The sequence below is a fragment of the Bradyrhizobium sp. RT6a genome (assembly GCF_040547675.1).
Taxonomy (GTDB): domain Bacteria; phylum Pseudomonadota; class Alphaproteobacteria; order Rhizobiales; family Xanthobacteraceae; genus Bradyrhizobium.
On sequence record NZ_JBEPQC010000008.1, the window covers coordinates 246731 to 260591 of the forward strand.

A 13861-nucleotide genomic window follows, 5' to 3' on the forward strand; every position below is an offset into this window, starting at 1 on the left:
GCCGACACCGACTACGCAGAAGGCGCATCGAGGCCGTGCGGCAGTAAAACCTGTATAACATTTTGCCCTTCCGGTGGATGGCGCGAGATATGCCCTTTCCCATGCGTATCCTCGACCAGAACCGCCTTTCCAGCGGAGACACGCCTCACCTCTCCGTCGCTCGTTTCAAACTCGACCTCGCCGTCCAACCAAATGGCAAGGAGTCGGCCGGGTGGGTTATGAAAGTCCGCTTCGCGGGCCCCTCCTGGGATACGAACAAAACGAACTCGCGAGGCTTCGTAGAATGCGGAACGCGAGGATTCGTAGTTGGCGGCAGGCGCTCCGTTGGGAAACGATCGCGTTAGTGTCGTGGGAATATCAATTTCCCCAAAATGGGATTCGCCATCAGGCGTAGAGAAAATGCGCAGGCAGTTCATTTTTTTACCTCCATCGTACTTTCGACGTGCGCACGATCGAAAGTTCACCGGCCGACAAGTGTTACGGCCTCTTGCCCCTCGGCAGGAGCGGTTTCATGGGACCGCACGAATACGAAGCGGGATGCCGCGGGGATCTGTGCGTCGGCGCTGCCATCCTGGCCGATGAGGATGAGTCCCGCGCCGCCATTGGCTACATTCAAGATGACGGGGGCGCCCTGCCAGGTCCTGATGGGCTCCATTCCGATGATGAGAAATTCACCGATCGGCTGGTCAAAATATTGAAGCCTCAGTTGTGGTCCGACTTCTGCAGCCGCCAGGCCGAAACCCAAGCGTTTGGCGCGCGCATAGATGTCCGCCAGCAACGCAGTGTCGGTCCGAAAGCCTAGTTCGGCTGCCGACACCGTGAAAAGCTCGACGCTCGTTGTCGTGGCGCTAACGGTAAACGTTGGTCGCGCGAGAATTTCGCCAGCCGAGTTTCCGATGCCGCAACCTGCGGCATCCAACGCGTTACTGAGGGCGAAGAAGTTTGCAAACGTCCCGATCTTGATCGTCTTCCACACGGGGTGATCGGCGGCGGATTTGATTGGGATCTGCGGCCGATCAGAGGGCGCTTGCTTGAGCTTCAGGTTATTCCGCAGAACGTCTCGCGCCGAGCATTGAGCCACGGCTTCGCTCGCAAACAGGAGAGTGCATGCGATGCAGAGGGTGGCAACAATGAGCATGCCACCATGGTGCCATCCCGGCGAACGCCCCTGAATGGCATGGCAACTGACTTTCCTGCCAGCTGTGCGGCCCATAACGGACCTCTCTTGCGCAAATCGGCGCGCTAAAGACAATTCGGAATTATCGCTTCCATATGGTCGGCGCGGTCACGGCGGAAAAGCCGTCGTTCCTGTAGCTATAGAAATTGGTCCGGGAAAATTCACAAAGGTTCAGCGGCGAGGACGCTGGATGCGAACTCAATATAGGTCAGCGTGCGTGCACTTTCGCAATTGGTCGACGTCAGCGATCCCCTGAAAGGATCATCTTACCGACATCCTCGTAATGCGTGTCGCGCGCCTGGATCTGCTGGGCGATGGCGTGCATGTCGCGAAACCGGCGCTCGAACGGATTGCTGCGGAATACGGCGGTCGCGCCGGCCATGTGATAGGCGGTGTCGACCACCTTGGCCGATTGGTGAATGGTCCAGGTCGCGGCGAGGCGAACCGAGCTCCGATGCGCCGCGCTGAACGCGCCGGTCGCGCGGAGATCGCGCCACATCGCATTGGCCGTCGCGTAGAGATAGGCGCGCGCAGCGCGAAGATCGCCCTCGGTGCGGCCGATCAGGCCCTGGACCGCCCCGTTGTCGTGCATGGCGCTGGCCGCCAGCGACTGATGCTTGCCGCGCGCCAGTGCGATCGCGGCATCCAGCGTGGCGCGCGCCACCCCGAGCGACACCGCGGCAAAGCCGAGGCTGAACGACGAGCCGGTGCCGATCCTGTAGAGCGGACCCTGCTCGCGGAGCGCGGACGGCACGTCACGAAACGCGGTGAAGCGCTCGGGGACGAACAGGTCGGCGACCTCGTAGGAATCGGTGCCGGTGCCGGCGAGCCCGATCGCCTGCCAGACGTCGTGCAGCACGGCGCTCGCGACCGGAAACAGGATGGTGCGCACCTCCGCCGAGCCGTCGGCATTTTTCCGCGGGGCGCCGTCGGCGCCGACGATGCGGACATGCGCCCCGAGCCAGCTCGCCTGCCGCGAGCCCGAGGCAAAATCCCAGCGCGCCGTGACACGATAGCCGCCCTCGACCGCCCGCGCCTCATGCGCGATCGCGCCCCAGGCGAGGACGCCCGGCGCCGTGTTGAAGATCTCCTGCGCGGTCTCGTGGTCGAGCGAGGCCGCGATCATCGCGCAGACCGTGCATTGGCCGAGGCACCAGGCGGTGGAGGCATCCGCTTTCGCGATCTCCTCCAGCATCTGCATGAAGGCTTCCGGCGGCGCTTCGGCGCCGCCAAGACTCTGCGGCAGCAGCGCGCGATAGAGCCCGTTCTCGATCAGCGCGTTGACAACGGGCGGCGTCAGCCGTCGCGACCGCTCGATCTCGTCAGCCTCGCTTGCAATGAGCGGTGCGAGGGCGCGGGCGCGTTCGACGAGGCCAAATCCGGGAGTTGCGTTCATGCGCGTTTCCTCGCCCATTCTTGCTGTGAGCGGTCGATCTCGCGATGGTGATCTATTTGCAGAGGAGGATCAAGGTGTGCGGCGTCATCCCGGCAATCCTCAAACTTGAAGTGCGGGATCAGTGATGATGGCCCCAAGAAACTATTGGTACTGCTCGGACATTATCGTTTTCCAGAACAGCATGATACTCTTCCGAAACAGGCAGCGATTTGGCCTCCAACCGGCAGCGGCAAATGTCCTCGTCTGATGCTCCGATGAAACGCAGTGATGCAGCCCGCCGAGGGCGGAGACAGACGAAGACCTTGCTGCTGATTTTAGCTATCGGATTTCTCGTTTTCGGAGCTGCTGCGGGTACATTGTATTACGCGCTGCGGCCGATAACTCTTCGGATTGCCGTCGGACCGCCGGGAAGCAACGACCACAAAGTGATCGAGGCGATGACCGAGGCCTTTGCTAGCGAAAGCAGGACCGTGAGGTTGTCTCCGATCGCGACTGCCGGAGCGGCCGAAGCTCTCGCTCTGCTCGGTGCCGGCAAGGCCGACCTTGCGGTCGGTCGCGGCGATCTGGAAATGCCGGCCGACGCGCAAACAGTCGTCATCTTGCGCAAGAATTTCGTCGTGCTGTGGTCTTCTTCGGGACCGGCGGGCAAGGGCTCCAAGCGAAAGCCGGCGCCGAAAATCAAGGAGATCGCCGATCTCGCAGGGCGCAGGGTAGGGGTGATCGGCGCGACCCCGGCGAACGCCGCGTTGCTGAGAGTCATCCTGAGCGCCGCCGGTGTGGAGCCGGACAAGGTCACGGTCGCTCAATTCGGCACGGGCCAGCTCGAGGAGCTGGCGCGTGACCCGAGCCTCGACGCCTTCATGGCGGTCGGTCCGCTCGATAGCAAGATAACCGCCGACGCGATTGCCGCGACCGCCCGGACGCGGGGCGAGCCGAAATTTCTCGCGATCGACGCATCGGAAACCATCGCCCTGAAGCATCCTCGTTATGAATCGGAGGAAATTCCGCCAAGCATTTTCAATGCGAATCCAGCCCGGCCGGACGACAAGGTGGAGACCGTCAGTGTCAGCCATTTGATCGTCGCGCGGAATGCCTTGTCCGAAACGACAGTGGCGGCGTTTTACCGCCAGCAATTCGCCCTCCGCCAGGCGATCGCCAGGCAGGTGCCTGGCGCTGCGCAAATCACCAAGCCGGACACCGAGAAAGAAGCCGAGCTGCCGGTTCACCGGGGAGCGGCGGCCGTGATCGACGGGACCGAGCGCACCTTCCTCGACAGGTACGGCGACTACTTCTGGTTTGCGCTCCTGCTTCTCTCCGGCATCGGCTCGGCCGGCGCCTGGCTGCGTCAATATCTGAATCGGGATGAACGCGACGAGAACACTGGCCATCGCAACAGAATTCTGGCGCTGGTTTCCAAGGTGCGCACTGCGGAGTTCGACCACGAACTGCTGGCCATGCAGCAGGAGGTCGATGCCATCATCGAGGAAACGCTTGGCTGCTACGATGATGGCGCCATCGAGGAGGAGGAGCTGGCAGCCTTCGGCCTGGTGCTCGAACTGTTCGATCATGCCCTCAGCGAGAGGCGCGCAGCGTTGCAAACCCCTCCTTCGAACGTGCTCGCCGCGCGGCGGTAGCGATAGAGTAAGCCCGCTGCCCGCTGAATCCCGGAGAACAGTCCAAAACGGATCTAGGTCGGGTCCTGTAGCAGGCGCTCCATGATGATCGTGCGTTCGTCACCATGATAGCTGTCGTGCACCGCCTTGAACCCGAGCCGCGCGTAGAAAGTCTCGGCGGTGACGGAAGAAGGGACGGTCAGCGAAGCAACGTTTCGTGCGCGCGCCGTGCGCTCGATCTCGGCCATCAGCAGCTTGCCGATGCCCCGGGCCTGAACATCGGGAGCCACGAAGACGGTGCGGACCACATTTCCGTCGAGACCTGCGGTCGCAACGATGCGGCTGCGGATCGTGGCGACAAAGACGGTGCGTAGTCCGATCAGCCGCCGTACGGCTTCGGGACTGAAGCCATGCGCGATCCTTTCGATGATCCCGTCCGCATAGTCCTTCGCGTTCGTTTCCCGCAGTGCCCACAAGATGACCGCGCTGATCTCATCGGCATCATCTGCGAGTGCGGGCCGGATTGTGCATTCCATGGGTCGCTCCAGTCGTCGCGCCGGGTTCGCGGCCGTGAAAAGCACAATGACCGCTCGCTATTGCAGTCCCAGACCGCTGCAGTACCACGCCATGTCTTCGTGTCTCCAGCCGCGCTTGACGCCTGATTCCTTGCATTCATTGTAGGTCTTGAAGTTTGCTCCGTTTCGGCAGCCTGACGGGTAGCTCCCGAAGCCGCCACCCGAGGTGGAACATGCGACCGAGCTGACCGCCGTGGGCGGGGCGGCCGGGGCTTTGGGAGCTGCGTGCGCTGATGTGATCGACAGAATGATCAAGCTCCCTAACGCAAAAACCGAAGCTTTCATTGCCTTCTCCTGATCCGAGGGATGCGCGATACTATCACAAGATGTGTTATGGCGCGAGACGCAACCTGAATGAAAGAGCACTGCGCTGCACGCGCTTTCTGGTTTCTCCATTCGACAGCAAACCGCGACTGCGTCGGTTCCTTCGGAGGAACGGTCATCAGCTCCAGACGTTTGAGGTAGCGAAAGGACACTTGCATGACCGAGAAATTCGATCCGGCACCGCCGGACAAGAACGCGGAAGATCTCAAGCGTGGCATCCGACGCGACAAGGCCAAGGACGACGAGTTGGAAAAGGGCTTGAAGGACAGTTTCCCGGCGTCGGACCCGGTGAGCAGCACCCAGGCGTCCGAGGCAACACCGGACGCATGAAGGAGGGATAGATTATGGGCCTCGCAGCCTATGATATTGTTGGCAGGGACGGCGCCTGGCACGTCGACCACGATGGCGAAATCCGGAATACTTACCAGACCAAGGAAGCCGCTTTCGAGGCGGCTGTTGCGGCGGCATCGCTCGCCATGCGGCAGGGTCACTCTGTCCGGCTGACGGTGCCGGAGAGCGAGAACGCCGTCGGCGCAGAAAATTCGGGCGGATGACCTCCGAGGATATTCTGATTCTAAACGGCCGCCAGCAAATGGGCGGGCGCAAACGGCTTGTGCAAGAAGGTCGTGTTGGGCGGCAGCGGCGCCATCACCGTCCCGGACATCAGCACGATGTTGAGTCCGGGATGGGCACTGCGAGCGTACTCTGCGAGCTCGAGCCCGGTCATTCTCCCCGCGAGGTTGTGATCGGTGATGAGCGCCCGTAGCTCCGTGCCCGTCGATGCCACGATAAGCTCCGCCGCTTCTGCGGTGGCACATTCGACGACTTCGAACCCTTCGTCCTTGAGAAGGTCGGATAGAACTTCGCGCTGGAGCGAGTCGTCCTCGACCAGCAGCATGACGAAATTCGACATGCGGTCATTCCTAACTTATCGAATGTTAATGCGCGTCCTGGAAGATTGTTCGGTTCTGATGTCTTCGTTCGGCGCTCTTTGCGCCACGGCATGATCAGTCGAACATGTTGCATTCTCCTTGAGCTTTCGACGGAGGCACCGAAGCGGGGAATCGAACTGGAGCGGCAATGGCAATCGTCTTCATCACGGGCAGTACGGACGGTTTGGGCCGGGCAGCTGCCCAGTCTCTCCTCGAACAGGGCCACCAGGTGGTCCTGCACGCGCGATCAGCGGAACGTGCGGCGGCAATCGCCGGGCTTGAATCGCATTCCGCGCGGGTCGTGATCGGCGACCTCAAGAGCGCCGCCCAGACCAGGCACGTGGCAGATCAGGTCAACGCAATCGGGCGAATGGACGCGGTCATCCACAACGCCGGGGTCTATACCGAGCGCAGCCGCGGCCCGACGCCCGAAGGCCACGCCACCACCCTGGCGGTCAACACGCTCGCGCCCTATTTGCTCACCGCCCTGATGAAACGCCCCGATCGCCTGGTCTATCTCAGCAGCGGACTACATCGCGGCGGAGAGGGATCGTTGAGCGATCTCGACTGGACAAGGCGAACCTGGGATCCGGCCAAGGCGTACGCGGAGAGCAAGCTGCACATGGTCGCGCTGGCCTTTGCCTTGGCGCGGCGTTGGCCGCAGGTGCTGAGCAACGCGGTCGATCCCGGCTGGGCGCGCACCAAAATGGGCGGTGCCGGAGCGCCGGTCGGCGTGGCCACCGGACAACGGACGCAGACCTGGCTGGCGGTGAACGACGATCCCGCCGCCCTGGTCAGCGGTCATTACTGGCATGACCTCCGGCGCCAAGAGCCGGCGCACGAAGCGACGGACCGCGATTTTCAGGAGAGACTTCTCGACAGACTGGGCGAGTTGACGGGGGTGGCGTTGCCTCCGGCGTAAAGGCATTTAGCCTTGCGTCACAGGTCTAGCAAAGTCTCTGCCGATTGGCGACGCTTCGGCGCAACATGATCGGATATGGAGACAGGCACGGGTGTGAGGTGGCCGACAACTGAGCGGTATCAGCCGCGAGCAGGCGAACTGCGCCCGGAAACTGTAATTGTCCGAACGACAAGGGCGATGCGTTTGTCGCGCGCGGCAGGTCTGATGAGGCCTGAACGTTCGAGTTCAACGAGGCCATGAAGCGCCGCCCCTGGCGTTTTCAACGCGATCGGGCAGAAGGCGACGTTAGAAGGCAGCCGTCGCCTCTGTTAACGGTCCCCGGCGGGCGTTGGCGAGACTGCAAGCTTCATCTCTCGACATCCTGACCGGCTTTGGCGACCACGTCGTCCCATGAAGGTCGCGACGTGAAGACTTCGGACAAGAACGCGATGAAGCTCGTCACATTGGGATTGCCGCGTCGACTTTCCGGCCAAAGTGCGGTGATGTTGGTCCTCGGAACGGCGAAATTCTGCAACACCGGCAAGAGCTCCTTTCGCCGCACGTAGGGTGCTGCGACGTAGGTGGGCGTAATGCCGATACCGCCACCCGACGCAATGGCCACGGCGACGGCATCGCTGACGTCGGTGATGATCCCGGCATCGGGAACGAGCTCGATCGAGCGGTCCCCGACGATCAAAGGCCACCGAAAAATCTGCCCCGAACTCTGGAAGCGAAAGTTTACGCAGTCATGATTGACCAGCTCGTGCGGGCTCTTCGGCGTTCCGCGCCGAGCCAGATATTCCGGTGACGCGAATGCGCAGATGCGGTGAGGCGCGAGTTGCCGTGAGATCAGCCGAGAATCGGCAAGCTCGCCGACGCGGATCGCCACATCGATGCCCTCTTCAATAAGATCGACGAACTGATCGCCGAGCCGCAGGTCTATCGCAAGTTTTGGATAGCGACTGCGAAAGCGCGGCAACGCCGCGGCGAGAATATGGGTGCCGATCGGCAGAGGCGCTGCAATCCTCAAAACGCCAGCGGGCTCGGACCGCGCGGCAGATGCCGCCTGTTCGATCGCATCCGCTTCCCGCAAAAGGCGCAGTGTCCGCTCGTGCAGATCTCGGCCTTCCGAGGTCAAGGTCAGCGAGCGGGTGGTTCGGCTGAACAGGCGGAGGCCAAGACGCTGCTCCAGCCTTTGAACGCTTTTGCTGACGGCCGAAGGCGAGACGCCGAGAGCGCGAGCGGCGGCGGTATAGCTGCCAAGCGATCCGGAGCGGGCGAAGGCGATAAGTCCGGTCAGTCGGTCGAGGCTGATTTGTTCCATGGCGGCATAATAGAGCGGACAATGTGCGGGATTATCAAGCAAAACCGAGGCGTCTAGATTGAGTCCATCGGCCGCGCGTTGGGCGCTGCCCTTCGAAAGGACCGCCTTCATGACCGATTTGCCCTCCAGCTCTCTCAAGGACCAAACCGTCGTCATTTTCGGTGGTACGTCGGGAATTGGCCTTGCCGCGGCCCAACAGGCCCACGCAGCCGGTGGCAAAGTCATCGTTATCGGGCTCGGTGCCGCGGGAGCTGAGCGGGTTGCCACCGAGAATGGGTTCGCCGGTTGGCGCTCCGCCGATGTGACCAAACCTGAAACGATCGCCGCCGCACTAGCCGATATCCCCCACGTCGATCATCTCGTTCTGCTTGCCGGCAGTTTCGTCGCGGGCAAGATATTTGCGGCGGACGTCAATCATTTGCGCCGCGCTTTCGATGAGCGCATCTGGGCGGCTGTTCATGTCCTGCGCAGCCTCGGAAGCCGAATTGCCGCCGACGGATCAGTCACTTTCATTTCCGGAGCCTTGGCCGACCGACCAAACGCATACGGCACCGCCGTGCTTGCCGCCGCCTCGGCTGCTATGGAAGCCTTCGCCCGGGGCCTCGCCCTGGAATTGGCCCCGCTCCGCGTGAACACGTTGTCGCCTGGTACGATCGATACGCCTCTGCTCGCGCGCACACTTGGCGACGGCCGCGATGATTACGTGGCAGCTCTCAACGACAAGCTGCCGCTGCACCGCCTTGGCACGGCGCAGGAAGCCGGAAACGCTGTGGTCTTCCTGATGAGCAACCGCTTCATGAATGGCGAGACGCTTCACATCGATGGCGGTGCCCGTCTCGTCTGATTATTTGATTATGGCTTGCGACATGCTTGCTGGATCCCGGCTTTGCGCAGCAGCGTTGCACGCTGCAGCGCGTCCGGAGGGACAAAATAGACGTCGCAGGCGTGAACGAGCGAGGTCGTCATGTTCGTTCAGATCCTACGTCGTCGCGGCCAGCGTGACGAGCTTTGCGCACGCTTCAAGAAGCTGGAACGATCAAGTGCACACGCCTCAGAGTTGAAAGCTCGACATCGCAGGCCTGCACACAACAGCTTGCCAATCCCACGGCTTGCGATGATGGCATCATGCTCCTGTTTTGCCCGACGAGTCAAATAGATTTCGTAAAATCGGAAGCTCGAAAAACCCAATGCCAACAACGTGCCGGCTACTGTGCATGGGGTTGTTTTCGCGTTTTCTATTGTCCGCCTAAAGGTCCCGAACCGGCCCTGTCTCATCTCGCTAGAGCCGGGCGAGGCGCTCGCCTCAGCTGTCCACCTTCAGCGCGGCGATGAAGGCTTCCTGCGGGATGTCGACCTTGCCGAACTGCCGCATCTTCTTCTTGCCTTCCTTCTGCTTCTCCAGAAGTTTCCGTTTGCGCGTGATGTCGCCGCCGTAGCACTTTGCGGTGACGTCCTTGCGCAGCGCGCGGACCGTTTCGCGCGCGATCACCTTGCCGCCGATCGCCGCCTGGATCGGGATCTGGAACATGTGCGGCGGGATCAAATCCTTCATCTTCTCGACCATGGCGCGGCCGCGGCCTTCGGCGCGGGTGCGGTGGACCAGCATCGAGAGTGCGTCGACCGGCTCGTTGTTGACCAGTATCTGCATCTTGACCAGATCGGCCGGCTTGTAGTCGGTGAGATGATAGTCGAACGAGGCGTAGCCCTTGGAGACCGACTTCAGGCGGTCGTAGAAGTCGAACACGACCTCGTTGAGCGGCAGATCGTATTTCACCATCGCGCGGGAGCCGACGTAGGTCAGCTCCTTCTGCGCGCCGCGGCGGTCCTGGCACAGCTTCAGCACGCTGCCGAGATATTCGTCGGGGGTGAGGATCGTGGCCTCGATCCAGGGCTCCTGGATCTCCGCGATCTTGACCACGTCAGGCATGTCGATGGGATTGTGGATCTCGATCTCGGTGCCGTCGTTGAGCTTCATCTTGTAGATGACGCTCGGCGCGGTCGCGATCAGATTGAGATCGAACTCGCGCGACAGCCGCTCCTGGATGATCTCCAGATGCAACAGGCCGAGGAAGCCGCAGCGGAAGCCGAAGCCGAGTGCGGCCGAGGTTTCCATTTCGAATGAGAAGCTGGCGTCGTTGAGCCGCAGCTTGCCCATCGCGGCCCGCAGTGTTTCGAAGTCGTCGGCATCGACCGGGAATAGGCCGCAGAACACCACCGGGATCGCCGGCTTGAAGCCCGGCAGCATTTCGGTGACAGGCTTCCTGTCGTCGGTGATGGTGTCGCCGACGCGGGTGTCGGCGACTTCCTTGATCGCGGCGGTGATGAAGCCGATCTCGCCGGGGCCGAGCTCGTCGACCTGCGTCATCTTCGGCGTGAAGAAGCCGACGCGCTCGATGTCGTAGGCAGCGCCCGTGCCCATCATGCGGACCCGGCTGCCCTTCTTCATGACGCCGTCGACGACGCGGATCAGCACGACCACGCCGAGATAGACGTCGTACCAGCTGTCGACCAGCAGCGCTTTCAGCGTCGCATCGCGATCGCCCTTCGGCGGCGGCAGGCGCGTCACGATGGCCTCCAGCACATCGGCCACGCCGAGGCCGGTCTTGGCCGAGATCATCACCGCGTCGGAGGCATCGATGCCGATGACGTCCTCGATCTGCTGCTTGACCTTCTCGGGCTCTGCGGCGGGAAGGTCGACCTTGTTCAGGACCGGGACGATCTCGTGGTTGTTGTCGAGTGCCTGGTAGACGTTGGCGAGCGTCTGCGCTTCGACGCCCTGGCTGGCGTCGACCACGAGCAGGGAACCCTCGCAGGCCGCCAGCGACCGCGAGACTTCGTAGGCGAAGTCGACATGGCCGGGCGTGTCCATCAGGTTGAAGATGTAATCCTTGCCGTCCTTGGCTTTGTACGCAAGCCGCACCGTCTGCGCCTTGATGGTGATGCCGCGCTCGCGCTCGATGTCCATGGAATCGAGCACTTGCTCCTTCCCCGCCATTTCCCGGTCGGTGAGACCGCCGGTCATTTGGATCAGGCGATCGGCCAGCGTCGATTTGCCATGGTCGATATGGGCGACGATGGAGAAATTGCGGATGTTGGAAATGGGGACGGTCGTCATGGGCGCGGGATACCACTCACATCCCCGTGCGGCAACCATATTGCTGTATTTTCAGGGCCTTTGTTCACGCCAAGCTGATTCCACGAAGCCCCGAAACGCGCTACGCAACGCCTGATGTCCAGGCCCATGTCGACGACCTCGATCTCGTCTGCCCGAGCGCGCGCGAAGACCCGGGTGAGCTATGCCCGCTTTCGGGCCTGGCTGGTTGCCAGCGCGACCCGCCCCGAGGCGCGCCTCTGGCTGGTGATCCAGCTCGCCATCCTGCATGCGGTGCTCTGGACCTTCATCCTGATCAATCTCAAGGCAGCGCAAGACGTTCACATGGACGTTGCGGAAGCCTGGGGCTGGGGCCAGAAATTCCTCTGGGGCTATGGCAAGCACCCGCCGTTGTCGGGCTGGGTCGCCGGCCTCTGGTTCACGATGTTCCCGCCGACGGACTGGGCGACCTATGCGCTGGCGATGGCGACTGTCGGCATCGGTATGGTGATCTGCTGGCTGATCGCGCTGCGCGTCGTGGATGCGCGGCGCGCCTTCCTGGTCGTGGTGATGGTCGCGCTCTACCCGATCTTCAATTTCAAGGGCTTCAAGTACAATCCCGACCTGCTCCAGCTCGTCACCTTGCCGCTCCTCGTGCTCGCTTATCTCAATGCGTTCGAGAAGCGGAGCTGGCAATCCGGAGTCTTGCTCGGGCTTGCCGGCGCGCTGGCGCTAATGACCAAATACTGGGTGCTGACCATGATCGGCGCCATCGGGCTTGCCGCGCTGATCCATCCAGAGAGGATGAGGTTCCTGTCGTCGCCGGCACCGTGGGTTGCGATTGCGACGATGGTCGTGGCGATGATCCCGCACATCGTCTGGCTGGCGGACGCGCATTTCGTGCCGCTGACCTATGCGGGCGACACCTACAGCCTCGAGGACAGCGGCCAGGTGCATCAGCTGGTGGCCGGCTATGCCCTGCATAATATCGCGCTGCTGGCACTGCCGGTAGCGCTGGCCGCTCTGGCGATGGCGCTGGTGCCGCCTTGGTTCAGGCTGCTTCTGCATGCGCCCTTGCGCATCGTCACGCGGGCCTGGGCGCGCGGCGCGAATGCGAGCGTGAACCTTTCGCAGGCGCGCAACGTCTGGATTATCCAGATCATCGTCGCGGTCGGCCCCGCGCTCGGCGCGCTGGCTTTCAGTATCTACATGAAGACCGATTGGGGCATCTCGCTGTTCTTCCTGGTGCCGCTCGCGCTGGTCGCGATCCCGGCCTTGCGGGTGCAGAGTGCTGCGCTGTTCAACATTGTCGCGATCTGGCTCGTGCTCAGCGTCGCCACGCTCATTGCCTCGCCCTGGATCGCCGCGCGCGAGATGGCGGCCAATGCCGGCAACACGGCGACCTATGGCGCGCGCTCGGATCTCGCGCGCGAACTGACGCAGGCCTGGCACGCGCGCTTCGCCTCACGCTGGGCGGTCGTCGCCGGCACCATGGAATCGATCCAGCCGATGGTGTTCTACAGCGCGGATCATCCGGCCGCGTTCACGCCGCTCGAAGCCTGGGGGTCCGGGTTGATTTCGCCCGATGACGTTAAGCGATACGGCTTCATCGGCGTGTTCGATCCGGCCGACGGCCGCCTGCCAGCGTTCGAGAAATGGGTGTCCGAGGTTGCGCCGAACGCCGAGCGCATCGTGATGACGACGCGCCGTTTCACCCACGGCAAGGCCGGTCCGTCGATGAGCTGGAACATCTACATCGCGCCGCCGAAGTGATCGAGGCGAAGCCGCCTAAATTCCTTCCTCGTTGAATTTGCTTTCAACGAGTTCGGTGATCGCCGCGAGCGCGGCTTCGGCATCATCGCCGACAGCGGCGACCGTGATGGTGGTGCCGGGACCGGCGGCGAGCATCATCAGGCCCATGATCGAGGTGCCGCCGACGGTTTCGCCGCCGCGCGTGACCCAGACCTGCGCGCTGAAGCGCTCGACGGCCTGGACGAACTTTGCGGAGGCCCGCGCATGCAGGCCGCGCTTGTTGATGATCAGAAGGTCCTTGGAGATCGCGCCCGCGGGCACGCCCGTCCCGGCTTGCGGCGCCTCGTCGCTCATTTGCCGGCGAGGACGCGGCTGGCGATGGTGACGTATTTGCGGCCGGCTTCCTGGGCCATCGCGATCGCGTCGGGAAGCGGACGCTCCTCGCGCACCTTGGCGAGCTTCACCAGCATGGGAAGGTTGATGCCCGCGAGCACTTCGACCTTCGGCCGGCTCATGCAGGATATTGCCAGGTTCGACGGCGTGCCACCGAACATGTCGGTGAGGATCGCGACGCCGTCGCCGGAATCGACGCGGTTAACCGCCTCGATGATGTCGCTTCGACAGAGATCGGAATCATCTTCGGCGCCGATCGTGATCGCTTCGATTTGCTTTTGTGGGCCCATGACATGTTCAAGCGCTGCCTTGAATTCGTCGGCAAGGCGCCCGTGGGTCACAAGTACTAGACCAATCATCGGAAAACTCCTCGCGGGCGCTTT

General features: G+C 62.5%; 15 protein-coding genes and 1 pseudogene. 6 read left to right on the forward strand and 10 right to left on the reverse strand.

Features of this window, described 5'->3' with window-relative positions; translation table 11 throughout:
• Window positions 1-11: 11 nt before the first annotated feature.
• From ABIC03_RS32045 to ABIC03_RS32055, 3 genes are all read right to left on the reverse strand, one after another.
• On the reverse strand, window positions 12-416 hold the full coding sequence (locus tag ABIC03_RS32045; protein ID WP_354064038.1) for a cupin domain-containing protein: 405 nt from the start codon (window positions 414-416) through the stop codon (window positions 12-14).
• 44 nt (window positions 417-460) lie between these two features.
• Window positions 461-1213: a hypothetical protein gene (locus ABIC03_RS32050; protein WP_354064040.1), complete on the reverse strand. Its 753-nt coding sequence runs from the start codon at window positions 1211-1213 to the stop codon at window positions 461-463.
• Between the two features lie 205 nt (window positions 1214-1418).
• Window positions 1419-2573, reverse strand: a complete 1155-nt coding sequence (locus ABIC03_RS32055) for an acyl-CoA dehydrogenase family protein (protein ID WP_354064042.1) — start codon at window positions 2571-2573, stop codon at window positions 1419-1421.
• 233 nt (window positions 2574-2806) lie between these two features.
• On the opposite strand from ABIC03_RS32055, the gene ABIC03_RS32060 reads away from it, so the two are divergent.
• Window positions 2807-4207 carry a TAXI family TRAP transporter solute-binding subunit gene (locus tag ABIC03_RS32060; RefSeq protein WP_354206215.1) on the forward strand — a complete coding sequence of 467 codons (1401 nt, stop codon included), beginning with the start codon at window positions 2807-2809 and terminating at the stop codon, window positions 4205-4207.
• 53 nt (window positions 4208-4260) lie between these two features.
• Here ABIC03_RS32060 and ABIC03_RS32065 read toward each other — a convergent pair whose 3' ends face one another.
• Entirely contained in the window at window positions 4261-4767 is a 507-nt protein-coding gene (locus tag ABIC03_RS32065; RefSeq protein WP_354064044.1) for a GNAT family N-acetyltransferase, read from the reverse strand.
• A 474-nt stretch (window positions 4768-5241) separates the two neighbouring features.
• Between ABIC03_RS32065 and ABIC03_RS32070 the strand changes: the two genes are divergently transcribed.
• Window positions 5242-5415 (forward strand): hypothetical protein, encoded by a 174-nt coding sequence (locus ABIC03_RS32070; RefSeq protein ID WP_275172905.1) that lies wholly within the window; start codon window positions 5242-5244, stop codon window positions 5413-5415.
• Window positions 5416-5429: 14 nt separating this feature from the next.
• The gene (locus tag ABIC03_RS32075; RefSeq protein WP_027514367.1) at window positions 5430-5639 is read left to right on the forward strand and encodes a hypothetical protein; all 210 of its coding nucleotides are present in this window, start codon (window positions 5430-5432) and stop codon (window positions 5637-5639) included.
• Window positions 5640-5659: 20 nt separating this feature from the next.
• On the opposite strand, the gene ABIC03_RS32080 is transcribed toward ABIC03_RS32075, so the two are convergent.
• Window positions 5660-5998, reverse strand: coding sequence for a response regulator (locus tag ABIC03_RS32080; protein ID WP_275172904.1), 339 nt, complete (start codon window positions 5996-5998; stop codon window positions 5660-5662).
• A gap of 167 nt (window positions 5999-6165) precedes the next feature.
• Here ABIC03_RS32080 and ABIC03_RS32085 point away from each other — a divergent pair, with 167 nt between their 5' ends.
• Window positions 6166-6939, forward strand: a complete 774-nt coding sequence (locus ABIC03_RS32085) for an SDR family NAD(P)-dependent oxidoreductase (RefSeq protein ID WP_354064047.1) — start codon at window positions 6166-6168, stop codon at window positions 6937-6939.
• 119 nt (window positions 6940-7058) lie between these two features.
• Here the strand turns inward: ABIC03_RS32085 and ABIC03_RS32090 are convergent.
• Window positions 7059-7208, reverse strand: a pseudogene (locus ABIC03_RS32090) (TetR family transcriptional regulator); the annotation flags it as partial.
• A gap of 77 nt (window positions 7209-7285) precedes the next feature.
• A complete protein-coding gene (locus tag ABIC03_RS32095; protein ID WP_354064158.1) occupies window positions 7286-8242 on the reverse strand; it encodes a LysR substrate-binding domain-containing protein in 957 nt (318 codons plus the stop codon).
• Between the two features lie 109 nt (window positions 8243-8351).
• On the opposite strand from ABIC03_RS32095, the gene ABIC03_RS32100 reads away from it, so the two are divergent.
• Window positions 8352-9086 (forward strand): SDR family oxidoreductase, encoded by a 735-nt coding sequence (locus tag ABIC03_RS32100; protein WP_354064049.1) that lies wholly within the window; start codon window positions 8352-8354, stop codon window positions 9084-9086.
• Window positions 9087-9545: 459 nt separating this feature from the next.
• On the opposite strand, the gene lepA is transcribed toward ABIC03_RS32100, so the two are convergent.
• The gene (gene lepA / locus ABIC03_RS32105) at window positions 9546-11357 is read right to left on the reverse strand and encodes a translation elongation factor 4 (protein ID WP_354064051.1); all 1812 of its coding nucleotides are present in this window, start codon (window positions 11355-11357) and stop codon (window positions 9546-9548) included.
• A 126-nt stretch (window positions 11358-11483) separates the two neighbouring features.
• Here lepA and ABIC03_RS32110 point away from each other — a divergent pair, with 126 nt between their 5' ends.
• Complete coding sequence (locus tag ABIC03_RS32110; RefSeq protein WP_354064160.1) at window positions 11484-13106, forward strand: glycosyltransferase family 39 protein; 1623 nt, start codon at window positions 11484-11486, stop codon at window positions 13104-13106.
• Between the two features lie 15 nt (window positions 13107-13121).
• On the opposite strand, the gene ABIC03_RS32115 is transcribed toward ABIC03_RS32110, so the two are convergent.
• Window positions 13122-13439: an HPr family phosphocarrier protein gene (locus ABIC03_RS32115; RefSeq protein WP_354064053.1), complete on the reverse strand. Its 318-nt coding sequence runs from the start codon at window positions 13437-13439 to the stop codon at window positions 13122-13124.
• Window positions 13436-13837, reverse strand: a complete 402-nt coding sequence (locus ABIC03_RS32120) for a PTS sugar transporter subunit IIA (protein ID WP_007597752.1) — start codon at window positions 13835-13837, stop codon at window positions 13436-13438. Before ABIC03_RS32120 ends, ABIC03_RS32115 begins: the two co-directional genes overlap by 4 nt.
• Window positions 13838-13861: the final 24 nt, after the last annotated feature.